The sequence below is a fragment of the Streptomyces sp. V4I23 genome (assembly GCF_030817975.1).
In the GTDB taxonomy this organism is placed as follows: Bacteria; Actinomycetota; Actinomycetes; order Streptomycetales; family Streptomycetaceae; genus Streptomyces.
Map to the genome: position 1 here is coordinate 3,768,319 of NZ_JAUSZW010000004.1, position 23,867 is coordinate 3,792,185.

Consider the following 23,867-nt stretch of genomic DNA (forward strand, 5'->3'; position numbering starts at 1 on the left):
CGGGCCGAGACGTGAACGCGGACGGGCCGAGACGTAGACGAGACGGGCCGGGCGGGGCCGGGACGGGAAGGATCAGCTCCAGCTCGCGGAGTGGAAACTGCGGAACTCCCGGCGCTCCTGGACCGACACGATCCAGCGCGCGGACACCAGGAGGCCCAGGCTCAGGGCGATGACGCCCAGTCCGAGGCGGGGGTTGTCGAAGTCCACGATGCTCGTGATCTCCCGGGAGCCGCCGGCTGCCGCACCCGAACCGCCGGACCCGGCGGGCCCGGCGTCCCCGCCCGCCTGGCCGGATGCTTGTGCCCCGGAGCCGCCCGTGCCGCCGCCGGCGCCCGGCGGGCGCGGCGGTCCGCCCGTCAGGTCCACGCCCAGCGCCTCCATGGCCGCGGGCACCGGCTGGAAGTACGTCGTGCCGCCGCTCGCGCAGTCCCCGTCGCCGCCCGACGTCACGCCGAGCGCCAGCCCCTCCGAGAACAGCGGACCTCCGCTGTCACCGGGCTCCGCGCACACCGTGGTCTCGATCAGGCCGGTGACCGTGCCCTCGGGATAGTTCACCGTCGCGTTCACCGCGGTCACCTCGCCGGACCGGAAGCCGGTCGTACTGCCGCTGCGGAACACCCGCTGACCGACGACGGGATCGGCCGACCCGACGATCCGTACGCCCTGGCCGCCGCCGATCGAGGCGACGTTGGTGCGGTCGAGCGTGTCCGTGCTCTCGTACCGGACCAGGGAGTAGTCCTTGCCCGGGAAGGCCGCGTCGGTGGTGGTGCCGACCAGTTCGGCGCCCTGCCGGTCCCGGAACCAGGACGTGCCTTCGGGTCCGCAGTGGCCGGCCGTCAGGATGTAGGTGTCCGTGCCGTCGGTCACGTTGAAGCCCGCCGAACAGCGGCGCTGGTCGCCGAAGATCGGGGACGCACCGCCGACCCTGGTGGTGAAGGCGCCCGGCGTGCGCTCCATGCGGACGTGGCCGCCGATCCGTTCGGCGAGGCCGGACAGCCGCGACCAGTCGGCGGCGGAGACCGTGCTGTCGGCGCGCACGGTGACCTCGTTGGACGCGTAGTCGACCGCCCATGCCGTCCCGGCGACGCGGGGCGCGTCACGCAGCGCCTCGGTGGCGGAGCGGAGCCGGTCCATGCTGTGGGGCACGATCCGGGCGTCCGCACCGGCCGCGCGGACCTCCGCGGCCGCTTCGGCGTCGGTCACCGCGACGACCGTCCGCCCCTCGTCGGTCGTCCAACTTCCCGCGGTACGCGACGTGCCGAGCCGCGCGACGGCGTCCGCCACCCCCCGGCGTTCCGCCGGTTCGCCGGCCATGGCGTCCGTGACCATCAGAACGCCGCAGACCAGCCCGCCCGCGGCGGCCAGCCGCACCAGCCGCCGCAGCTTCCGTCGTGCGTGCCTCATACGCGGCCCCAAGGTCGTACCGTCCCTGTGTCACCCGCTCTATACGTGGCCGCGGCCCGCGCCGTTCACCGACGCCCCGCCGAGCGGGCCGTGAACATGTCACCCGTGGGCCTGGCCTGTGGAAGGATCGCCGCGTGGACGCCCTGACCCCCGACGACCCCACCCGGATCGGCCCCTTCCGCCTCATCGGCAGGCTCGGCACCGGTGGCATGGGCCGCGTGTACCTGGCCCGGTCCGAGGGCGGCCGGACCGTCGCCGTGAAGGTCGTGCACGCGCAGCTCGCCGAACAGGACGAGTTCCGGCGGCGGTTCGCGCGCGAGGTCGCCGCGCTGGAGCGCGTCGGCGGCGCCGGGACCGCGCCCGTGATCGACTCCGACACGGCGGCCGACGCGCCCTGGGTGGCCCTGACCTACGTGCCCGGACCCTCCCTGCGGAACGTGGTGGGCGAGGAGTACGGCCCGCTGCCTGCCGAGACCGTGCTGGCGCTCGCGAGCAGGCTCGCCGACGCGCTCACGCACATCCACCGGGCCGGTCTGGTGCACCGGGACCTCAAGCCGTCCAACATCCTGCTCACCGTCGACGGTCCCCGCATCATCGACTTCGGCATCGCGCGCGCCGTGGACACCGTCACCGACGGCGGGCTGACCAGCACCGGCGCGGTCGTCGGCTCGCCGGGCTTCATGTCGCCCGAGCAGGTGCGCGGCGAGAAGCTGACCCCCGCGTCGGACATCTTCTGCCTCGGCGCGGTCCTCGCGTACGCGGCGACCGGGGTGCCGCCGTTCGGTTCCGCGGACAGCGGCGCGCACGCGACCATGTTCCGCATCGCGCACGACGAACCGGACCTCACCGGACTGCCGTCCGAGCTCGAACCGCTCGTCCGGGCCTGCCTGGACAAGGACCCGCACCGCCGTCCGCCCGCCTCCGTGCTCGCCGCGGCCGACCACGGCCCCACCGGCGCCTGGCTGCCGGCCGACGTGCTGGCCCGCCTCGGCAGGAGCGCGGCACGGCTCCTGGACGCCGACACCCCGGTGCCCGGCACCGGTGACCCGACCCCCGCCGCCGACCCCGCGCCGCCGCGCCGCCCGCACAGAGGACGGGTGCTCGCGGCCGTTCTGACGGCGGTGCTGCTCGCGGCCGGGGGCGTGGGCGCGGCGACGTTCTGGCCCGAGAAGCAGCCGTCGGGCGGCGACAAGCGCCCCACGTCCTCGGGGCCGGGCACGGACGATCGCCCCGCCGGGGATGTGCCGCAGTCCTTCGTGGGCGCCTGGGAGGGCGTGCTCGACGGCACGGCGGACGCCCCCTACTCCACGGGCCGCATCGAGATCGCCCAGGGGCGTACGGGCGAGAAGACGGCCGTGTACGTCACCGTCACCGGCGAACGGCTGTGCATGGGGCGGTCCGTGCTGGTGTCGGCGGACGCCGACCGGATCGTGTTCGGCGAGAGCGACGTGACGCTGAGCGTGCCGGAGAAGCAGTGCACCCCGGCCGCGCACCAGACGCTCACCGTCCGCTCGCCCGACGTCCTGGAGTGGACCTCGGGCGCGGCGACGGCGACGTTCCGGAAGGCGGGCTCAGGCCCGGAGGCGGTGCCCTCGAAGTTCCTCGGCACCTGGACCGAGGACGAGTCCGGCGCCGAATGGGGCGCCGGCCAGGCGGAGTTGTTCGAACGCCGGGTCACCGTCACCCAGGGCCCGGTCGGGTCCGCCGTCGTCCGCTACGAGTCCGCGTCCCCGCGAACGGACGAGACGACGGGCGAGCCCGTCGGCGGCACCGTCAACTGCGCCTCCACCGCCGTTCTCGGCGGCGTCGGCGGCCTGGTGGTCGTCGGCCCGCCCGTCCGCGACGCGCAGGCCTCCGACCCGGAATGCACGACGGACACGTCGTCGCAGAACCTGCGGATCGACCGCTTCGAGGGCAAGGAGCGGCTCCTGGTGTACGGGATGAGCGCGGACGGCGAGCCGGGCGAGTACTTCCGCGGGTGAGCCGCGTCATCCGCAGGACCGCTGGTGGCCGAGGTGCGGAAGGAGGGCCGCCCACTGGTCCTCCTCGACGCTGAGGGGGCTGGTGGCGCACAGCCGCTCGTAGATCGTGTCGGTGTCGCGGTCGAGGAGGTAGGTCTTCCGCTTGGCGTAGCTTCCGCCCACGTCGCGGTCCGGCACCACGGCCATGAAGGGACTGTCGCCCGGAAGCAGCCGCAGCTCCTTCACTCCTTCCAGAGTGGCGACTGCCGGCGTGCGCCACCGGCCGTCCCCGCTGCTCTCCCAGATCCGGTAGGGCTCACTGGTCACCACGCGGGTGCCGTCCGGGGCCGGAGTGATGTCGGAGATGGCCTGGTCGAACCGCATCTCGGACTCCGCACGGGGCTTGTACGGGTCGCTCACGTTCCAGAACTTGACCGTTCCGTCCAGCAGCGTCGTCGCCAGCCTCCCCTTTCCGACGGGCTGGTAGCCGCCGGACGCGGCAGGCAGCCGTGCGGCCTTCCTGGGGTTGCGGATGTCGCTCATGTCCCACAGCTGGGACTCCTGGGCGATGGTGTCGGTGACGAGCAGCCGCGAGGACGGCACATAGCCCGCTCGCCCGGCGGCCACGTCCTTGAGCAACCGGCCCTTGACCGGGTTCTTCACGTCGGTGAGGTCCCAGATGCGCAGGTCCGCGGGCCTGACGCCCGCGGGCTCGTCCCCCTCCACGGCCGCGAAGGCGTGCTCGCCCATGAAGAACATGCTCTCCGGTTCGGAGAGCGGCGTGACAGGGAGCGTCGCGCGCCGGACCGGTCGGCGCGCGTCCCGCAGGTCCCAGACCTCCGCCTCCGTGGTGGACCAGCCGGCAACGACCAGGAGATTGCCGTCCCCGGACACGGCCGTACGCACGTCCGAGGTCTTGATGACGATCTCGGCCCCCGGCGTGGGGCGGCCCTCACCGTCCTCGCCGAAGTCCCACAGCCGGAACACATGGTCGTTCGTGACCTGCGTCCACCGGTGCGCCAGCAGCAGCGGCCGGTCCCGTCCCGGGAGGAAGTAGCGAGCCTCCCACGGCTGCGGCAGCGTGAACCGCAGGCGTGGATCGGCGCCGTCCGCCGTGGCCGCGCTGCGGAGGTCCCAGACCTGGGTGCCGTCCGATCCGGAGGTGATCACGAGAGTGCCGTCGCGGCTGACCGGGCTGGCGCCCGGGTCCGGGGAGGCCATGCCTCCGAGGAGCCGGGGGGCGGGGGCACGCTGGGGCCACAGCCGTACCCTGCCGCCCATGTCGCCGACGGCGAGATGTGTTCCGCCCGGGCTGTACGCCACGGCCTGGGCAGGCTCGCCCCCCGGCAGGTTTCCCTGCTCGGCGAGGGAGCCCAGCAGTTCCGGACCGGTGGCGGTGGACTCCCGGAGCTTGGCGCCTCCCGGGCGCCCGTTGTCGGCGGCGGCGAGCTGCCGTCCGTCCGGACGGAAACTCAGTGAGGGCAGATCACTGCCGTAGCCCCAGTCGGTGTCCCACGCGTTCTCGGGCTTGATGCCGACCAGCCGACGGCCGTCCCTGACCGTCCACATGGCCGTCTTTCCCTTCCCGCCGGTCGCCGCGACCAGGTCCCGCTTCGGGTGGAAGGCGACCGCCATCACCGTCTTGGCAGTGGCGGTGTCCAGCAGCCCCGGCCGTGCCGGATCACGCACGTCCCACAGCCGTACCTCCGCCGGTTTCTCCCCGTCCTTCCCGCTGACGCCGTTGCCCGTGACCAGCAGACCGTCGCGGCCGAACGCGAGCGAGATCAGATGCGTGGGAGCGGCCGTGCGGTCCGTACGCAGCCGCGGTCCCGAAGGATGCGAGACATCCCACAGCCGCAGCCGGCCCTTTGCGCTGCCGGCCGCCAGTGTGCGCCCGTCCGGGCTGAACGCCAGCGTGTAGGTGGTCCCTTCGGGAAAGCCCCGCACGGCAAGCCGCTTCGGCTTCGCCGGGTCGGCGACGTCCCACAGCGCGAGCTCCGTCGCCGTCTGCGTCGCCAGCAGCCGGGTGCGCGGGTGGAAGGCGATCGCTCCGCTGCCCTTGAGCTTCATCGTCGCTGCCTTCAGCGGATCGCTCGTGCGGGAGATGTCCCACAGTTGCACCCGCCCGCGGCGCTGGGTGGTGGCCAGCACGTCGCCGTCTGCGCTGAAGGCCATGCCGAGCACGGGCTCCCGGTGACCGCCCCAGATCTCCACCGGCGTGAGGGTCAGATACGCCGCGTACAGGCTCGACCGGGTCTGCGGCGTCTCGGCCGTGCGGTACGCCGCGAGACTCAGCCGCAGCGCGGTCTGGGGGTCGCGCTCGCGCATCGTGTCCGCCTGCGCGGCCACCTGGTTGGCGATCAGCACCGTCTCGCGACCCTCGGCGTCCCGCTGTGCCCCGCGGGCCACCACCGCGAGCGTGGTCGCGAGAACGGCCAGCACGGCCACCAGGGCCGTCACCATCCGGCGCCTCCTGCGGCGACGGTCCTGCCGGACGGTTCCGGCGTGGAGGAAGTCCCGCTCCACCGGACGGATCGGCAGCGTCCCGCCGCCCTGCGCGAGCCGGGCCCGTGCCGCGGCCAGCTGGTCCCCCTCGTACAAACCGCTGTCCGGTCTGCCCGCCGCGTGCCAGCCGTCGGCCGCCTCTCCCAGCCTGCGGCGGTCGAGCAGCCCGGCCCGGTCCTCCGTGATCCAGTCCCGCAACCGGGGCCAGGCGTACAGCAGCGAGTCGTGGCAGAGCTGGGCCTCGCCCTGGTCGACGACGAGGAGGCGGGCCGCCGCGAGCCGGTCGACCAGGTCGCCGGCCCCCTCCAGGTCCTCGGCCGGGACCCGGCGGCGTACCGCACGGCCACCGTCGTCCACCAGCACGACCATGCGCAGCAGCAGTTCACGCAGCCTGCGCCGCCCGTCCTCGTCCAGCCGGTGGTGGACCTCGTCCGCGGTGCGGGTCACGGAGGTCCGGATCCCGCCCGCCGCCTGGTACCCCGCGAAGGTCAGCCGGTCACCGCGGCGTCTCGCCCACGTCTGCTGGAGGGCGTGTGCCAGGAAGGGCAGCGCGACCGCGTCGCCGTCGGCAGCCTGCTCCTGGCGCAGTTCGCGCAGCAGATGCTCGGCGAGCCCTTCCTCCAGGCGCAGTCCGGCGTGCGCCGCGGGCCGTTCGACGGCGGCCCGCAATTCGTCGTCGGACATGGCGGCGACCGTGAACTGCCCATTCCGTACGAGCCGGGCGAGCCGCGCGTCGCCCAGGCACGGGCCGTAGAAGTCGGCACGCAGACCGAGCACGATGCGGGGGCCCTGGGCCGTGTGGCCGGTGACGGCCCTGATGAACAGTTCGCGTTCCTCGGCGTCCCCGCACTGGGTGAAGATCTCCTCCAGCTGGTCGACCACCAGGACATCCGGTCCGCCGTGCCCGAACCGCCCGGCGCCCAGTTCTCCCTCGACCTCGGCGAACGACCGTCCCGTCGCGCCGGCCCAGACATCCGCCAGCGTACGGAACGGCCGGGCGCCCGCTCCGGGAACGAGCAGCACCCGCTCTCGCTCCAAAGCGGCCACCAGCCCCGCTCTGAGCAGCGAGGACTTGCCGGCGCCCGACGGACCGACGAGGACGACCGGCCCCGCGTACGCGTCACCGGTCACACGGTCGACGAGAACGCGGGTCAACTCCTCGCGGCCGAAGAACAGATGGTGCTGCTCCGGCAGGAAGGGCCGCATGCCGGGGTAGGGGCACGGCCCGTCGCTCTGCCCGAGATCGCCGTCGGGCTCCGCCGTCCGGACCGCCCGTCCTGGGTTGCGGGCGACGACAAGGTCGGCGGCCCGGCCCACGCCGTCGGAGTGCGGACGCGCCGGCCCGCCCTGGAAACGGTGGTCGAGGATCCGGTACAGGTCGAGGAGGGTGAACCAGGCGGGCCCGCCCGCGTCGCCCTCCGTCAGGACCCGCAGCAGTTCACCGCTGAACAGCGTGTGCCGCTCCCCTGCGGGCGCGAACGACGCCGCGTAGTGCGTCGCCGAGGTCAGCAGGAAGCTGCCTGCGGGGCGGGCGGATGCCAGCACTTCGCGGTACTCCTGCGGCGCGGCCCCCGCGAGTCCGGAGAAGCAGCAGTCGAGGACGACCACCGGGCTCGCCGCCGCGTCCGCCAGGCGTTTGCTGATCTGGTCGTACGGAACGGCGTGGACGGTGTCGTTCGAGGACGCGGTGCCGGAGGTGGCGAGATACAACTGCCGTCCGGGGCCGAGGAGTCCGTGCCCGACGAAGAAGAAGAGCACCACACCGCCCTCCGAGGCGTCGATGGCGGCCTGCACAGCGGCCAGCACCTCGGTGGGGCCCTCGGGGTCGATGATCTCGGTGACGCGGCCGTCCATGCCGCACCGCTCCCGCAGCGCCCGCGCGAGGTCCCGCGCCGAGTGCGCGGCGCTGGGCAGGGCGGTCAGCGACAGGCTGCCGCTCGTGCCGTACCGGCCGGTTCCCACCACGACGGCGTGACAGTTGGCTGCCGACAAGTCCCCCCGTGTGTCGGCCATGGTCAGGCGTTCTCCGGTCCGGCCGCCTGCCCGGAGGCGTGCCCCGACGCCTGCGGGCCGGGCTGTGGCGGCTGCTGGAGCACTTCGGCGACGCGCTGCGCCAGGTCACCGGCGCTCTCCGCCCGCCGCCCGTCGATCCGCTCCGACGTGACGGTGACCTGGGTGCCGTCGGGCCGCGTGATCGTCACGGTCTGGTTGACCTTACGGCTCTGCAGCCAGGCCACGATCGCCGCCGCCACGGCAGCGGTCAGCCCTCCCGGCGCCAGCAGGAGGCTGACCAGATCCGGGGCGGCCCCGCTCATGGTCCCGGGATCCGGCACCTGGGGAGGAGGAAGACGGACGAGGCCGCGCACCTGCGGGTCCTGCAGCAGCCACCATCGCAGATCGTCCGTCTCGGCCGGTCCACCGGCGTCCAGAGTGATTCTCACGAGCCCTCCGAGCAGCGAGCGATGCACAGGACCTTCGAGATTAACGATGCATCCGCAGGGCCCACCACGCCCTTTCGGCAAGGGAGTTGGCCGGAAGGCGCCCTCTCGCTCACCCCAGCGGTGTGATCGTCGCGCTGCGCAGCAGGACCGGGTGGACGAACCGGTCGGCGGCGACGGGCGGGAAGCGCCACAGCACGGGCCAGGTGCGGCGAGCTGATCTCCTGCCCCCACACCCGTCGACGCCTAGGCCCGCGTTCGTGGGCCACGCCGCCCGGGCGCAGCCGACTCGGGAGTCAGCTCTCGGCCGGGAACACCCTGGTCACCTTGCCCTTGAGATCGGCGGTCAGGTGACCGCCGCCGTAGTCGTCGGCGAAGTGGACCGCCAGGCCGAGCGGGGAGTGGAAGGTTTCGTTCGCATTGTCGACCAGGATGTAACGCAGGGTCGGTTTCTTCACGTTCAGGCCCTTCTCCGCCCTCTTCAGCAGGGCGGGGACGACGTCCCAGTCGATGTCGTCCATGCTGAACGGGAGATCGCCGCCCGACAGCGTGTTACTGATGATTCCCTTCTCCACTCCCTGGCCCGGGCGGTAGGTGTAGCTGTCGTACGTGGTGTCGCTGCCCTTGACCATGACGTCCAGGGACACGAACGCGTCGTAGACGCTGAAGCTCCCCACGCGGTCCGTGCCCGTCGCGGCCTCGATCTCCTTGACCGCCGTCCGGATGCCGTCCGGTGTCAGCAGTCGGAGGCCGGAAACGGCCCGGCGGTCCGAAGACGGCAGGTGCGGACGGCGCGGTCGCCGGGCCCGGCGGGGGCCCCAGCCGGTACGACGTGGGCTCGCCGGTCCCGGCCCGGAGCGCTCTGTCCGCCCTCCGCCGCAGCCGCGAGCATCCGGTCCACGGTCTCCGGGTCCGGCCGCGCGGCCGGGTCCTTGACGAGTACGGCGGCCAGGACCCCCGGTCAGCGACCCGGCCCGGCGGGGCGGTTCATGGCCGGGAGCCTACGAGACGCAGGTGACTCGGTGCCGGTCAGGTCCTGGTGTCGGCAAGCAGCGGATGGCGGTGACCTACCGGTCGACGGCCCGGGTCACGATGGTCATCGAGTTCCCCGACGCGTCGGGCCTGGAGCCGATCGCCCTGGAACCTTCGCCGGCGCCGGCCTCGACCGGACCATCCGCCTGTGGAAGCTGCCCTGACCTCAGAGCGCCTCGGCGACCCGGGCCGCCGCCCGTGCGTAGTGCCGCACCAGCCCGCGCGTGTCGTCCGCCCGCCAGGCCAGCGCGAACCGGCTCGGCGACACCCCGCGCACCGGACGGACGACGACGCCGCCCCGGGTGAGCAGCGGCACGTTCCCGGCGGCGACCAGGCAGACGCCGAGGCCGTCGACCAGCGCCTCGTACGTCTCGTCCGCGCTGGCGATCTCGCCGCCGATGCGTGGCGGCCCGGCGCCGAGCACCTCGCGGTCCTCGAGCGCGAGCCAGTGGTCCCGCAGTTCGGGCGCCAGGGCGGGGAGGGCGAGGAACGGCTCGTCGAGGAGCTCGGCGAAGTCCACGCTCTCGCGGCCCGCGAGCGGATGCGCCTCGGGCAGCGCGACAAGGCGCGGCTCGGTCGCCATGACCACCCACCGGAACCGCTCCGGACCGCTCAGCGGCAGCCACACGAACGCGACGTCGCTCGTCCCGTCGGCGAGGCCCGCCGTCGCGTCCTCCCAGCCGACCTGCCGCAGTTTCGCGCGGGCACCGGGGTGTGCCTCGGTGAACCGGGAGCGGATCGCGGGGAGCAGACCGCCGCGGCCGGGGCTGGTGCTCATCCCCACGGTCAGGGTGCCCTGCTGCTCGGCGGTGGCCTGCCGGACGGCCCCGTGGGCCTCCTCCCAGGCGTCGAGGACCTTACGGGCGTGCGGGAGCAGTGCCCTGCCGACGGGGGTGAGGCGCACCGACTGCCGGTCGCGCTCGAACAGGGGCGCGCCGAGCTGCCGCTCCAGGGCCCTGATCTGCTTGCTGAGCGCGGGCTGCGAGACGAAGAGGCTCTCGGCGGCCCGGGTGAAGTGGAGCTGCTCCGCGACCGCGACGAAGTAGCGGAGGTCCCGCCCGTGGACGTCCATGACCACGGGATATCACAAGACGTCTTGGACGCCCAACAGGGCACTGGGCGAAGGTTGTTGAGCACACGGAGACAACACGAGGGGATGCGGACATGAGCAGGGTCTGGCTGATCACCGGGGCGAACAGCGGGTTCGGGCGCGCGTTCGCCGAGGCCGCGGTCGGTGCGGGAGACGTCGTGGTCGCCGCGGCACGCCGCGTCGAGTCGCTGGAGGACCTGGTCGCCGCCCATCCGGACCAGGTCGAGGCGGTGGCGCTGGACGTCACCGACGGGGCGGCGATCGACACGGTCGTGGCGGATGTGGCCGAGCGGCACGGCCGCATCGACGTGCTGGTCAACAACGCGGGCCGCACGCACGTCGGTTCGGTGGAGGAGACCGGCGACGAGGAGCTGCGCTCGCTCTTCGACGTCCACGTCTTCGGGCCGGCCGCCCTGACCCGCGCGGTCCTGCCGCACATGCGGGTCCGCCGCTCGGGCGCGATCGTGCAGCTCAGCAGTGTGGGCGGCCAGATGTCGATGGCGGGCTTCGGGGCGTACAGCGCCACGAAGTTCGCCCTGGAGGGCCTGTCGGAGGCGCTGGCGGCCGAGGTGCGCCCGCTGGGCATCGACGTCCTGATCGTCGAGCCGGGCGCCTTCCGCACGAACCTGTTCGGCAACCACAGTCTGAGCGGGGACGGCATCGCCGACTACGCGGACACGGTGGGCGCGACGCGGCGGATGGTGGAGACCGGGGGCGGGACGCAGGCGGGCGACCCGGCGAAGGCGGCGGCGGCCGTGCTCGCCGCCCTCGACGCGAAGGAGACACCGCTGCGGCTGGCGCTCGGCGACGACGCGATCGACACGATCCACGCCCACCTGGACCAGGTCAGGGCGGACCTCACGGCCTGGGACGAGGTGGGCCGCGACACCAGGCTCGCCTGACGCACGCCCGAGGGCCCGCACCTGCCACCGTCGGCGGGTGCGGGCCCTCGGGCGTGCGGTACGGCAGGCCGTCGGATCGACGGCAAGGACCGGCTGTCCCTGTACGGGACGAGGATCACGTCCGCCGGAAACAGGCCGTCCCCGGGCCACGGATCATCGGTTGATCCCCGGCTCCGGCACCGCAGGTCCGGGGCGGGAAGCAGAGTTCCCGCCCCCGGATCCGTTGGTGCCCTACGACAGGAACGAGTTGATCTCGATCGTCTCCGTGCGGCCCGGGCCGACGCCGATGGCGGAGATCGGCGCGCCCGACATCTCCTCGAGCGCCTTCACGTAGCCCTGCGCGTTCTTCGGCAGGTCGGAGAAGGTCTTCGCCTTGGTGATGTCCTCGGACCAGCCCGGCAGGTACTCGTACACCGGCTTCGCGTGGTGGAAGTCGGTCTGGCTGTAGGGCAGCTCCTCGACGCGCTTGCCGTCGATCTCGTACGCGACGCAGACCGGGATCTGCTCCCAGCCGGTCAGCACGTCCAGCTTCGTGAGGAAGAAGTCCGTGAGGCCGTTGACCCGGGTCGCGTAGCGTGCGATGACCGCGTCGAACCAGCCGCAGCGGCGGTCGCGGCCGGTGGTGACGCCCCGCTCGCCGCCGATGCGGCGCAGCGCCTCACCGTCCTCGTCGAACAGCTCGGTCGGGAACGGGCCCGCGCCGACACGGGTCGTGTACGCCTTGAGGATGCCGATGACGCGGCTGATCTTCGTCGGCCCGACGCCCGCGCCGGTGCAGGCTCCGCCCGAGGTCGGGTTGGAGGAGGTGACGAAGGGGTACGTGCCGTGGTCGACGTCGAGCAGCGTGCCCTGGCCGCCCTCGAAGAGGACGACCTTGCCCTCGTCAATGGCGTTGTTGAGGATCAGCGTGGTGTCGGCGACGTACGGCTTGATCTGCTCCGCGTACTGGAGCATCTCCTCGACGATCTTGGCCGGCTCGATCGCGCGCCGGTTGAAGACCTTCGCGAGCAGCTGGTTCTTGGACTCCAGCGCCGCCTCGACCTTCTGGGTCAGGATCGACTCGTCGTAGAGGTCCTGGACGCGGATGCCGGTGCGGTTGATCTTGTCGGCGTACGTCGGGCCGATGCCGCGGCCGGTCGTGCCGATCTTGCGCTTCCCGAGGAACCGTTCCGTCACCTTGTCGATGGTGACGTTGTACGGAGTGATCAGGTGGGCGTTTCCGCTGATCAGCAGCTTGCTCGTGTCGATGCCGCGGTCGTTCAGCCCGCTCAGCTCGGAGAGCAGAACCGCAGGGTCCACGACGACGCCGTTGCCGATGACCGGAGTACATCCGGGCGAGAGGATTCCGGAAGGGAGGAGATGCAGCGCATACTTCTGGTCGCCGACGACCACCGTGTGGCCGGCGTTGTTGCCACCCTGGTAACGCACCACATAGTCCACGGATCCACCGAGGAGGTCGGTGGCCTTTCCCTTGCCCTCGTCACCCCACTGAGCACCGAGCAGCACAAGTGCGGGCACAGGCGTACACCCCTTCCGGGCGGGGCAAGACCAAGGTCAGGGGGCCGAAGCCGTACCTGAGTATTCGGACCGGTTGCCCCGGAATAGACGAAGCCCCTGGCGCAATAGCGCAAGGGGCTCTTGCACAAAGATGCTACCCGAGGAAGGACCGAGGTGTCGGATCACGACCAGCTGCTGGTGGTCATCGACCCGGTCGCCCGCCGAATGGACGGCGAGTCCGTACGCATCGCGAAAGATGTGCTGTGCGGGGGCTCGGAGGCGAAAATCTGTCTCCCCGAAGGGCCGGAGGAATTCGCGCGCGCGCTCGCCCGGAGGGGTCACCGCAGGCCCGTCGTGGTCGGCGACGACCGCGCCCTGCTGCGCGCCGTCGCCCTGCTGCACCGCGACCGCCGGCTCGGCGACGGCGCGCTGGGGCTGGTCCCGGTGGGCTCCTCGGTGCAGCTGGCGCACTCGCTCGGCGTGCCGGCCGGGCCGGTCGCGGCGGCGCGGGCGGTGCTGGACGGCGTGGTGCGCCGGCTGGACCTGCTGGTCGACGAGTCCGACGGCGTGGTGCTGGGCGGCCTGTCGATCCCGGCAGCGCGGGCGGTGGCACGGGCGGAGGCGTCCGTGTGGAACGCCTGCCGGTCCCTGGTCCGCACCCTGGTGCGCCCGGCCCCAGCGGGCCCGGCGGCCCGCGCGCACCGGCTGCGTGTGGAGGCCGACGGGGTCCTGCTGGCCGACCTGGACCGTCCGGTCGAGGCCGTGTCGGTCCGGGCGGACCGCGACGGCCGCGCGGAGGTCCTGATCCGGCACCCCTCGGCCACGGAGGCGGTCCGCACGAGCGCCCTCACGGTGACGGTGTCCGGCCCGGACTTCCGCTACCGCGCGGACACTCATGTGACGGGCCCGGTCCGCACCCGCACGTGGACGGTCCGGCCGGGGGCGTGGGGTCTGACGCTGCCGGTGACCGCCGGGGCGGAGACCTGGGCGGAGGGCCGTCAGGACGGGTCGTAGAGCCGGTCGCGATGCTGGTGTACGGGGTGTGGCCGCGGGCCGGCGCGAAGCGCGGTACGGACCCGGGGGGAAGCCCCCACAGCCCGCGCGCCCGCCAGGGCGCAGGCCCCACGGGGCCCGGGGTGAAGCCTCGGTGGCGGGATGGGGAGCGTCAGAGCTCCACGTGCAGCTCCCGCAGGCCCCTGATCACGAAACCCTCCCGCCACTTCGGTTCCGACACCGGCCTCATCCCCGGCGCCTCCCGCAGCAGTTCGCCGAACGACGCCGAGAGTTCCAGGCGGGCCAGCGGTGCGCCCAGGCAGTAGTGGATGCCCGCGCCGAAGCTCACGTGCGGGTTGTCGGCGCGGGCCAGGTCCAGGGCGTCCGCGCGCGGGAAGCGCGCTTCGTCGCGGTTCGCGGAGCCGAACAGCAGCGCCAGTTCGGAGCCGCGCGGGATCACCGTCCCGTCGATCTCGATGTCGTCCAGCACCCAGCGCTCGAAGAGCTGGAGCGGTGTGTCGTACCGCATCAGCTCTTCCACAGCTGTGGACAACATCGAGTGGTCCGCCCGCAGCGCCGCCAGCTGCTCGGGGTGGCGGAAGAGCGTCCACCAGCCGTTGGCCGTCGTGTTCACCGTCGCCTCGTGGCCCGCGTTGAGCAGCAGCACGCACGTGGAGATCATCTCCTGCTCACTGAGCCGGTCGCCCGCCTCGTGCGCCGAGATCAGCGCGGAGATCAGGTCGTCGCCCGGATCCGCCCGCCGCACCGCGATCAACTCCCGCAGGTACGCGCTGAATTCGAGCGACGCCCGCACCGCCCGTGCCGCCGTCTCCTCGGACGGGTTCAGCTCGTACATCCCGCAGATGTCCGCCGACCACGGCCGCAGCAGGCCCCGGTCCGACGCGGGGACGCCGAGCATCTCCGCGATCACCGCGACCGGCAGCGGCTCCGCGACCTCGGCCACCAGGTCTCCCCCGCCCGCGCGCCTGAGGTCCGCGACCAGGTCCGCCGCCAGCCGGCGCACCACCGGCTCCAGCGCCTGCACGGTCCGGGGCGTGAACGCCTTCGTCACCAGGCGCCTGATCCGGGTGTGGTCCGGGGCCTCCAGGTCCAGCAGCCCGTGGTCGCCCAGTGTGTGGAACGGCTCGTGCGCGGCAGGCGGAGGCGTACGCCCGAACTCCTCGTGCGTGAAGCGGTGCAGATACGTGCGCCCCAGCCGCCGGTCCCGCAGCAGCGCCGACACATCGGCGTGGTGCGGGACCAGGAACTGCCGCGTCGGCTCGAACCAGTGCACCCGCCCCCGTGCCCGCAGCTCGGCGAGAGCCGGGTACGGGTCGGCGGCGAAGGCGGGGGACCAGGGCTCGAACGGTACGTCCATGACGGGACGCTAACCCCGCCTACGACGGCGTGACCAGCCTCGCCTCGTACGCGAACACCGCCGCCTGGGTGCGGTCGCGCAGGCCGAGCTTCACAAGAACCCGGCTCACGTGCGTCTTGATCGTGGACTCGGCGACGACCAGGTGCGAGGCGATCTCCGCGTTCGACAGGCCCTGCGCGATCAGCACCAGCACCTCCGTCTCGCGTTCGGTCAGGTCACCGACCTGCGTCATCGCGGCCGGGCGCGGGGTCTCGGCGAGCCGCGAGAACTCGGTGATCAGCCGTCGCGTGACCGTCGGGGCGAGCAGCGCCTCGCCCGCCGCGACCACGCGGACGCCGTCGGCGAGCTGCCGGGCCGAGGCGTCCTTCAGCAGGAAGCCGGACGCCCCGGCGCGCAGCGCCTGGTACACGTACTCGTCCAGATCGAACGTGGTCAGCACCAGCACCTTCGCACCGCTGTCGGCGGCGACGATCTCGCGCGTGGCGTCGATGCCGTTCAGCTCCGGCATGCGGATGTCCATCAGGACGACCTCGGGCGCCAGCTCGGCGACCCGGCGCACCGCCTCGCGTCCGTTGACCGCCTCGCCGACGACCTCGATGTCGGGCATGGCGTTCAGCAGGACCGAGAAGCCCTCCCGGACCATGGCCTGGTCGTCGACGATGAGCACGCGGATCGTCATGACAGCTCCTGGGCGGGGGTCGCGGCGACGGGGATGAAGGCGGTCACCTCGTAGCCGCCCTCCTCGGTCGGCTCGGCGGTCATCTCGCCGTTCAGCATCGTCACACGTTCCCGCATGCCCGTGATGCCGTGGCCCGCGCCCCTCGAAAGGGGCGGGCGAAGCCCTCGTTCAGGGGCGGTGGTCGGGCGACGGGCGGGACTGACGAGGCCCTGGGGCGCGGTGTTCACCACGCGCAGGCCCAGCCCGCCCAGTACGTAGGAGATCTCGATCCTGGCGGTGGAACCGGGGGCGTGCCGCAGGGCGTTGCTGAGCGCCTCCTGGATGATCCGGTACGCGGACAGCTCGACGCCCTGGGGCAGCTCGCGCACCGCTCCCGTGACCGTCTTCTCCGTCTCCAGCCCCGCGTCGCGGACGTTGGCGATCAGGTTGTCGAGGTCGCTGAGCATCGGCTGCGGCGCGTCCGGCGCCTCGTAGTCCTCGGCCCGTACGACGCCGAGGATGCGGCGCAGCTCGGTCAGCGCGGCCACCGCGTTCTCGCGGATGGTGGCGAACGCCCGCTCCAGCTCCTCCGGCGGGTTCTCCACCCGGTAGGGCGCGGCCTCGGCCTGGATCGCGACGACGGACATGTGGTGCGCGACGACGTCGTGCAGCTCGCGGGCGATGGTCGTGCGCTCCTCCAGGAGCGTGCGCCGGTCGCGCTCCACGGCGGTCACGGTCTGCTGCGCGGCGACCTCCTGCTTCGCCTCGCGCCGGGTCAGGAACATGCTCACGACCAGCAGGGCCACGGCGGAGGTGAAGAGCATCGCGGGTGCGTTGCTGCTGTAGCCGCGGCTGAAGACGCTGTCGGAGAACGCCCCGTACCCGGCGGTGATCAGCCACATCCAGCCGGCCGTGCGCGGCCGGGTCCGCAGTGCGACCACGACCATCACCGCGAAGTGGGACAGGAATCCCGCGGGCGTCCAGGGCCAGTCGCCCCAGGGCCCGCCCAGCACCCCCACGAACGGAGTGCTCACCAGCGACACCCACCAGGCGCCGACCGGCCTGATCAGCGTCATGGCCACCGCGCCGGCCGGGACGAGCCCGAGCAGGAGGCTGCCGAACTCGCCGTCCCCGGCGCCGCCCGCGAGAAGCAGCGTGCAGAAGGCGGTGAACAGCACCACGGCGTGCGGCAGCCACACGGCGAGCGCGCGTATCCGCCCGCCGGGAAGCCGCCGTACCAGCGGCCCGTCACCGCGCAGCGGCGCCAGCGGGCGGTAGGCGAACGTGTCGTGGAAAAGGTCCTGGCGGAGGCCGCTGAGTGCCCCTTGGGCCAGGCGGTACTCAAGGCTGCGGGTCTTCTCGGTCACGTGAGAAAGGTAAGCGGAGCGCCGGGCGCGGTCGTCAGCATCGCTACGGATCCTGCGGCATCCGTCCTGAGGACTACCTGGGGCGACGCGCTCAGTAGCCGGCCGGACGCACCAGGCCCGTCTCGTACGCGAAGACCGCCGCCTGGGTGCGGTCGCGCAGGCCGAGTTTCACAAGAACCCGGCTCACGTGGGTCTTCACGGTCTGCTCGGCGACCACGAGGGACCGGGCTATCTCCGCGTTGGACAGGCCCTGAGCGATCAGGGACAGCACCTCCGTCTCGCGTTCGGTCAGATCGCCGACGCGCTCCTTGAGCGGAGCGCGCGGCGACCCGGTCGTCCGGGAGAACTCGGTGATCAGCCGCTTGGTGATGTTCGGGGAGAGCAGCGCGTCCCCGGCGGCCACGACCCGCACGGCGTGCGCGAGCTCGTCGGCCGACGCGTCCTTGAGCAGGAATCCGGACGCGCCCGCGCGCAGCGCCTCGTAGACGTACTCGTCGAGATCGAAGGTGGTCAGCACGAGCACCTTCGTCGCCGGGTCGTCCGCGGTGACGCGGCGGGTGGCCTCGATGCCGCCGAGCTCGGGCATGCGGATGTCCATCAGCACCACGTCGGGCCGCAGCTCGCCGGCCCGGGCCACGGCGTCGAGACCGTCGACGGCCTGACCGACGACCTCGATGCCGGGCTCGGCGTTCAGCAGCACCGTGAACCCCTGCCGGACCATCATCTGGTCGTCGGCGATCAGCACGCGGATCGTCATTCTTCCGTCTCCCCCTTGGCAGGTGTGTCTCCCGGCAGGAAGGCCGTCACCTCGTAGCCCCCCTCCGGTGTGGGTCCGGTCGCGAGATCGCCGCCGAGCATGGCGGCCCGCTCGCGCATGCCCAGCAGCCCGTGTCCGGCGCCCGGTGAACGCGGGGCGGGGACGCGGGGCGCGGTGTTGGAGACCCGGACGCGCAGGCCGGGCGGCGAGAAGGCGAGCTCGATCCGCACCGTCGTGCCGGGCGCGTGCCGGATGGCGTTGCTCAGCGCCTCCTGGACGATCCGGAACGCGGACAGCTCCACGCCCGGTGTGAGCGGGCGCGGCTGTCCCGTCGAGACGCAGTCGACGGTCAGCCCGCCGGCCCGCGCGTTCTCGACGAGGGCGTCGAGGCGGGCCAGCGTGGGCAGCGGGGCGTGCGGGGCGGACTCGGACGCCTCCGGGTTCTCCGAGCGCAGGACGCCGAGGACGCGGCGGAGTTCGGTGAGCGCGTCGAGCGCGTTCTGCCGTATGCCCGCCAGGTTCTCCTTCAGCTCGTCGGTGGGCTCCTTCACCAGGTGGGGCGCGACCTGGGCCTGGATCGAGATCACCGACATGTGGTGGGCGACGACGTCGTGCAGCTCGCGGGCGATGCGGTTGCGTTCCTCCAGCACGGTGCGCCGGGTGCGCTCCTCCGCGGTCAGCACCTCCTGCTCGACGAGTGCGGCACGCGCCTGGCGCCGGCCGCGCAGGGCTGTGCCGAGCAGCACGACGACCGTGCACAGGACGACCGCGACCACCCCGGTGGACTGGTAGTCGGACGCGCCCAGCAGTCCCTGGACGGCATAGGTGAGGAACGCCGTCAGGCCCAGTGCCGCCGCGGACACCCGGGTGCGCACCCGAAGTGCGAGCAGCAGCAGCACGGCCATGTGCCCCAGGATCCCGGCCGCTGTCCAGGGCCAGGGGAAGTCGTGGGCGTTGCCTCTCAACAACTGGTGGCGCACCAGGACGGCGCCCACCACCATGGCCGCCGTCGACAGCCACCACGCCGCGACCGGCCTTCGCAGCGCGAGCACCACCGCACCGCCCTGAGGGAACCCGATCAGGAAGCCGAGCTGGGGGCCGAGACCGCCGTTGTCCACAAGCTGTGCCACGCCGCCGAACGTGATCCCGAACGCGGCGACGCAGAGCAGACCGTGCGGGAGCCAGCGCAGCCAGACGAGGGGCGGCAGCGGATCCGACCGGAAGGTCCACAGCCCCTCCCACAGCACCCTCAGCCAGCTCAGAATGCCTTGTGGGAAGGCGAGTTGGGGCCCCGTGGTCGTCACACGCCCCACCCTAGACACTGCCGTGCACATCCGCCGCCGCGTTCCGTTCCGCGCGATGCGCCCGCACCACACGCGACGCACGTCGCGTGCGGCCCCGTTCGTGCGGCCGCGTGCGGCCCGCTTCGTACGGGTGGAAGGCCGCCCGGCACACCAGCAGGACGAGCGTGAAAACCGGCAGCCAGGCGATCCGGGCGAGCACCCAGCCACCGTCGTCGGGCACGGCGTGCAGACCGGGCAGCCGGCCGAGGGACAGCCCGATGGCCGTGACCGCCATCAGGGCGGTCTGGTGCCACAGGAAGACGGTCATGGCGCAGAGGCTGAGCAGGGCGACGGCCGCCCAGGCGGCGGGCCTCCTCAGAGCGCGGCGCAGCGGGCCGAGCAGCAGCAGGGCGGCGCCGCACTGGGCCAGGCCGAAGGTGACGGCGGCGAGAGTGGGCGGGCTGAGGTTGGAGACGGGCGCTCCCGGGACGCCGACCATGGACGCCGGGTATCCGGCCCACGCGACGAGCGCGGCCGTGGCCGCCGCACCGCCCACCAGCAGCGCCCAGCACACCCCTCTGCCCGGCTCCCGGCGGGCCCAGGCGGTGCCGAGGCAGTACGGGACGAGCCAGCCGGCCGCGACATCGACCCAGCCCAGACAGGCGGGCGCGCCGAAGCCGAAGCGGAACAGGTCCACGTGCAGCACGACGGCGAGGGGCCACAGCGGATGCAGGCGGGCGACGAGCGGGGTCGCCGCGGTCAGCGCGGCGAACACCAGCAGGAACCACAGCGGGGACAGGGCCAGGCCGAGCAGGGTGCGCACGGTCGCGGTCCCGGTCCCCGCGGCCAGCGTGCAGGCGGACACGACGGCCCACAGCCCGAGCAGGGCCGCCACGGGACGGAACAGACGGGCGAACCGGGAGCGCAGCCAGGCGAGATGGCCGCCGGGGTACGCAGCCCGGCTGCGGGCCGCCGCGTATCCGCCGACCAGGAAGAAGACGGCGAGCGTCTGCAACGCCCAGGACACGGGCGCCAGTTCGGGCATGTGGCGCAGCGGGGAGTCGCCGTGCAGCGTCCCGCCGTCCGCGACGAGCGCGGTGACCAGCCAGTGCCCCAGGACGACGCCGGTGATGGCGAAGGCGCGCAAGGCGTCCACGGCCCGGTCCCTGCCCGGCGGGGTCGCGGCGTCGATACGGCGGACGAGGCCGCGCGGGTCAGGCACGGGACACCTCCGCGGTACGGCCGGCGGCGATCAGCGCGAGGTTGCGCAGCGCGGTGGAGCCGGGCCGCAGGTAGTCGCTGTGGCCGCCGCCGCCCGCGTCGAAGACCCGGGCGCCGAACGCGTCCGTCACGGGGTCCGTGCCGAAACCGACCTCGGTGCCGAGGAGTTCGAACCGTACGTGCGGGACGCCGGCGATCCAGTCGTCGCCGCCGCGCCCGGCCCAGACGGTGGCGCGGGTGCGCAGGGCGGCGGCGGAGTCGGCTCCGGTGCCGGGACTGCCGAAGAGGGCGATGTCGGTGACCGCCTCGGTCTTCGGGTGGTGGGCGGCGCGGGCGCAGACGACGGAGCCGTAGGAGTGGCACAGGAGCGACACGGGGGCCGCGCCCTTGGCGGCGCGCAGTTCGCCGACGAACGCGGCGAGTTCGTCCGCCGCCTCCTCGGCACGGCTGCTGGTCAGGGCGTCGGTGCCGACGGTCGCCGGGGTGGCGTACCCGAGCCAGGCGACGACTGCCGTACGGTCCGCGCCGGTGGCGCGCAGGGCGCGGTGGAGCGCGGCGGCCCCGGCGCGGAAGCGTGCGTACGTGTCGAGATGAGTGTCCGAGCCCGGCACGAGGACGGTGACGCGGTCGGCGCGCGCGAGGTCGCCGAACACCTCGGCGGCGCGGCCCCCGTCGCGCCCGTCGAATGTGAGGAACTGCCGCCCGTCCGCCGCCATCGCCCGCAGCGCGCGGGCCCGCCGGTGGTCTTCGTGGCCGTCCGCGACACGGGCAGCGGCGCGGATACCGGCCCGCGTGATGGCGTACCGGGCGTCCAGGGCGGGCAGTTCGGCGGCGCTGAGCGGTGCGAGGGCGGCCGGCTCGGGCGCCGGGACGGCGGACGGCCTCGCCGCGGCCGACACCGGGACGGCCACGGCCGCGGCGAGGAGCGCGGCGAGCAGGGTGCGGCGCAGGCGGGACGCCATGGGGATTCCTTCCGGTCCGAATCGCTGATCCGGAAAGGACGTTAGGAATCCGGTCCGTAGGCCGGCGTCCCGCGCGAGAGCGCACGTGCCGCGTAGCTCTCAGGTATGACGGGTAGGGGCGCCGGTCACGCCCGGAAGGCGTCCGCGTGCTCGGCGGCCCACTCGGTGAACGTCCTCGCCGGCCGGCCCGTCACCTTCTCGACGGTGGGGACGACGGTGCGGCCCACCGGCGGGGTGTTCCCGTACGCCTCCAGCAGGAATCCGATCACGTCGTCGGCCAGACCGGAGGCGCGCCACCGGCCGACGGCCTCCTCCTCGGTCAGCTCGACGAGCCGGATCGCGCGTCCGCGCGCGGCGGCCAGCGTCTCCGTCTTGTCCTTCAGGGTCAGCACCTCGGGCCCGGTGATCACGTACTCCTGTCCGCCGTGGCCGTCCTCGGTCAGGGCGACGGCCACGACCGCGCCGATGTCGGCCTCGTGGACCATGGCGCTGAGCCGGTCGGTGAACGGCTCGCGCACCTCGTCGGCCGTGCGTACGCCGTCGGCCCACTCCAGGGCGTTGCCCATGAACTCCACCGGCATCAGCACGGTCCACGGGATCTGCCCCGCCCGCACCGCGTCCTCCAGCAGGCTGAGGCCGCCGCCGTGCAGCACGGTGATCCGCCGCACGCCGGCCTCGCGGGCGAGATCCAGGATGCGCGGGCCGGTCTCCAGCGGGGCGAAGTACGGGCCGCCGAAAGTGATCAGGTGCAGGCCGGTCACGCCCTGGAGCGCGGCGGCGAGCGTGGCGGGGGCGGTGAGGTCGCCCCGGACGACCTCCACCCCGGCGGGGAAGTCGGCCTTGCCGGGGTCGCGAGTCAGGGCGCGGACGGAGTGTCCGCGGCGCAGCAGTTCGGCGACCACCTGGCGGCCGACGGTTCCGGTTGCTCCGGTCACGAGATTCGTCATGGGAAGACCGTAGGAAGGGTTGCGGTCAGCTTCTGTCCGCAAGCACCGCCCCTGTTCACCAGGCGAGTTGGGCGATCTCCTCGGCCACGACGGCGCAGGCGTCCGCGGCCGGGTCGATGAGCGGGAAGTGCCCGACCTCCTCCAGCAGGGTCAGCCCGACGGTCTCGCCCGCCTTCGCCGCGGCGTCGACGAACGCCTCGCTCACCGCCTGCGGCACGACGATGTCCGTGCGGCCCTGGACGACGACCGTCGCGATGCCCGTGGGCAGCAGGACGGCCGGGTCGGTGTGCGCGGCCCGCTGCTCGTACTCGCCCGCGGCGCCGAGCAGTTGGCGCACCGCGCCGCCGCACACGTCGAGCCCGACGGCGTGCGCGAAGTCGGCGATCGGGGCGAGCGCGACGACGCCGCGCAGGGCGGGCGGCGCGGGCAGCCGCCACGGCGAACCGGCCGGCAGGACGTGCCGGGCGGCGGCCCACAGCGCGAGCTGCCCGCCCGCGGAGTGCCCGGTGACGACGGTGCGCCGCGGGTCCGCCTGCGGCAGGGCGCGCCGGGCGAGTTCCGGCAGGGCGTCCAGGGCGGCGGCGACGTCGTCGAACGTCTCCGGCCACCGTCCCGCGACGGGCCCGGTCCCGCGCTGCTGCGGGATCTCGCGCCCGCGCCGGTACTCGACGTTGGCGACGGCGAGTCCGCGGCGGGCGAGGAAGTCCGCGAACGGGGTGACGTGCTGCCGGTCGTACGGCGCCCGCCAGGCCCCGCCGTGCAGCAGCACCACGAGCGGGGCGCTGGCCCGGCCGTCGCGCGGCGCGTAGAAGTCGACGACCTGATCGGGATGCTCCCCGTAGGCGACGGACGCGTCCGGCGCGACGGCAGGATGCGAGAACGCCGACTCTTCCTCGGCGGCGTCACGGGCGACGGGGTCCGGCATGTGCTGCTCCAACAGTCCCGCAGGTGTGGCGTATTCAACCTGACCAGCGCGGACGCTACCAGTTACGGCGGGGCCGCCGGGTCGCTGCGCGGGCTTGCCCCCGCCCCTTCCCCTACGGCCCGGCGGCCGTGGGAGGCCCCCGTCCCGCAACCGGGGCGCCGCCCCAGGCCCCGTACCGCCCTGGCGGGCGGCTTTCGGGGGCGCTGCCCCCGGCCCCCGCGCCTCAATCGCCGGCGAGGCTGGATCTGCCTGCGGCACATCAGCCCGTCTGAGGGCCCCACCCACGGCCGCCAGGCCGTAGGGGGAACTGGAGGACACCGCGCGGAGCGCGGTACCGGTGCGGGTCCGGGGCTTGCCCCGGTTACGTGATGGGGGCACCCCCCAACGGCCGCCAGGCCGTAGGAGCTTGAGGACGCCGCGCGGAGCGCGGTACCGGTGCGGGTCCGGGGCTTGCCCCGGTTACGGGAAGGGGCGGGGTGGGGAAGCGCCCCGAGCAGCGGCAGTCCAGCCCGGGGCCCCGGGGCGCAGCCCCACCGGGGGCCGGGGG

18 protein-coding genes are annotated in these 23,867 nt (G+C 73.4%); 3 read left to right on the forward strand and 15 right to left on the reverse strand.

What is annotated here, in order from left to right; all coding sequences use genetic code 11:
- Window positions 1-72: 72 nt before the first annotated feature.
- Window positions 73-1,404, reverse strand: a complete 1,332-nt coding sequence (locus tag QFZ82_RS19290; protein WP_307714354.1) for a S1 family peptidase — start codon at window positions 1,402-1,404, stop codon at window positions 73-75.
- A 134-nt stretch (window positions 1,405-1,538) separates the two neighbouring features.
- Here QFZ82_RS19290 and QFZ82_RS19295 point away from each other — a divergent pair, with 134 nt between their 5' ends.
- Complete coding sequence (locus QFZ82_RS19295; protein ID WP_307714355.1) at window positions 1,539-3,386, forward strand: serine/threonine-protein kinase; 1,848 nt, start codon at window positions 1,539-1,541, stop codon at window positions 3,384-3,386.
- Window positions 3,387-3,392: 6 nt separating this feature from the next.
- On the opposite strand, the gene QFZ82_RS19300 is transcribed toward QFZ82_RS19295, so the two are convergent.
- The 4 genes from QFZ82_RS19300 to QFZ82_RS19315 all read right to left on the reverse strand — a co-directional run bounded on the left by QFZ82_RS19300 (window position 3,393) and on the right by QFZ82_RS19315 (window position 10,412).
- The gene (locus QFZ82_RS19300) at window positions 3,393-7,883 is read right to left on the reverse strand and encodes a caspase family protein (protein WP_307714356.1); all 4,491 of its coding nucleotides are present in this window, start codon (window positions 7,881-7,883) and stop codon (window positions 3,393-3,395) included.
- A 2-nt stretch (window positions 7,884-7,885) separates the two neighbouring features.
- Window positions 7,886-8,311 carry a hypothetical protein gene (locus tag QFZ82_RS19305; protein ID WP_307714357.1) on the reverse strand — a complete coding sequence of 142 codons (426 nt, stop codon included), beginning with the start codon at window positions 8,309-8,311 and terminating at the stop codon, window positions 7,886-7,888.
- Between the two features lie 293 nt (window positions 8,312-8,604).
- The gene (locus QFZ82_RS19310; protein ID WP_307714358.1) at window positions 8,605-8,985 is read right to left on the reverse strand and encodes a hypothetical protein; all 381 of its coding nucleotides are present in this window, start codon (window positions 8,983-8,985) and stop codon (window positions 8,605-8,607) included.
- A gap of 521 nt (window positions 8,986-9,506) precedes the next feature.
- Window positions 9,507-10,412 (reverse strand): LysR substrate-binding domain-containing protein, encoded by a 906-nt coding sequence (locus QFZ82_RS19315; RefSeq protein WP_307714359.1) that lies wholly within the window; start codon window positions 10,410-10,412, stop codon window positions 9,507-9,509.
- Window positions 10,413-10,504: 92 nt separating this feature from the next.
- Here QFZ82_RS19315 and QFZ82_RS19320 point away from each other — a divergent pair, with 92 nt between their 5' ends.
- Complete coding sequence (locus QFZ82_RS19320) at window positions 10,505-11,332, forward strand: oxidoreductase (RefSeq protein WP_307714360.1); 828 nt, start codon at window positions 10,505-10,507, stop codon at window positions 11,330-11,332.
- 231 nt (window positions 11,333-11,563) lie between these two features.
- On the opposite strand, the gene QFZ82_RS19325 is transcribed toward QFZ82_RS19320, so the two are convergent.
- Window positions 11,564-12,850, reverse strand: a complete 1,287-nt coding sequence (locus QFZ82_RS19325) for an adenylosuccinate synthase (RefSeq protein WP_307714361.1) — start codon at window positions 12,848-12,850, stop codon at window positions 11,564-11,566.
- Window positions 12,851-13,003: 153 nt separating this feature from the next.
- On the opposite strand from QFZ82_RS19325, the gene QFZ82_RS19330 reads away from it, so the two are divergent.
- Window positions 13,004-13,843, forward strand: coding sequence for a diacylglycerol kinase (locus QFZ82_RS19330; protein ID WP_307714362.1), 840 nt, complete (start codon window positions 13,004-13,006; stop codon window positions 13,841-13,843).
- Between the two features lie 151 nt (window positions 13,844-13,994).
- Here QFZ82_RS19330 and QFZ82_RS19335 read toward each other — a convergent pair whose 3' ends face one another.
- From QFZ82_RS19335 to QFZ82_RS19375, 9 genes are all read right to left on the reverse strand, one after another.
- Window positions 13,995-15,200: a cytochrome P450 gene (locus QFZ82_RS19335; RefSeq protein WP_307714363.1), complete on the reverse strand. Its 1,206-nt coding sequence runs from the start codon at window positions 15,198-15,200 to the stop codon at window positions 13,995-13,997.
- A 19-nt stretch (window positions 15,201-15,219) separates the two neighbouring features.
- Window positions 15,220-15,879, reverse strand: a complete 660-nt coding sequence (locus tag QFZ82_RS19340; protein ID WP_307714364.1) for a response regulator transcription factor — start codon at window positions 15,877-15,879, stop codon at window positions 15,220-15,222.
- Complete coding sequence (locus QFZ82_RS19345) at window positions 15,876-17,225, reverse strand: sensor histidine kinase (protein WP_307714365.1); 1,350 nt, start codon at window positions 17,223-17,225, stop codon at window positions 15,876-15,878. Before QFZ82_RS19345 ends, QFZ82_RS19340 begins: the two co-directional genes overlap by 4 nt.
- A gap of 91 nt (window positions 17,226-17,316) precedes the next feature.
- Window positions 17,317-17,982 (reverse strand): response regulator transcription factor, encoded by a 666-nt coding sequence (locus QFZ82_RS19350; protein WP_307714366.1) that lies wholly within the window; start codon window positions 17,980-17,982, stop codon window positions 17,317-17,319.
- Window positions 17,979-19,286 (reverse strand): sensor histidine kinase, encoded by a 1,308-nt coding sequence (locus QFZ82_RS19355; protein WP_307714367.1) that lies wholly within the window; start codon window positions 19,284-19,286, stop codon window positions 17,979-17,981. Before QFZ82_RS19355 ends, QFZ82_RS19350 begins: the two co-directional genes overlap by 4 nt.
- 10 nt (window positions 19,287-19,296) lie before the next feature.
- Window positions 19,297-20,487 carry an acyltransferase gene (locus tag QFZ82_RS19360; protein ID WP_307714368.1) on the reverse strand — a complete coding sequence of 397 codons (1,191 nt, stop codon included), beginning with the start codon at window positions 20,485-20,487 and terminating at the stop codon, window positions 19,297-19,299.
- Complete coding sequence (locus tag QFZ82_RS19365) at window positions 20,480-21,448, reverse strand: alpha/beta hydrolase (RefSeq protein ID WP_307714369.1); 969 nt, start codon at window positions 21,446-21,448, stop codon at window positions 20,480-20,482. Before QFZ82_RS19365 ends, QFZ82_RS19360 begins: the two co-directional genes overlap by 8 nt.
- Window positions 21,449-21,573: 125 nt before the next feature.
- The gene (locus QFZ82_RS19370) at window positions 21,574-22,395 is read right to left on the reverse strand and encodes an NAD(P)H-binding protein (RefSeq protein ID WP_307714370.1); all 822 of its coding nucleotides are present in this window, start codon (window positions 22,393-22,395) and stop codon (window positions 21,574-21,576) included.
- A gap of 55 nt (window positions 22,396-22,450) precedes the next feature.
- Window positions 22,451-23,320, reverse strand: coding sequence for a S9 family peptidase (locus QFZ82_RS19375; RefSeq protein ID WP_307714371.1), 870 nt, complete (start codon window positions 23,318-23,320; stop codon window positions 22,451-22,453).
- Window positions 23,321-23,867: the final 547 nt, after the last annotated feature.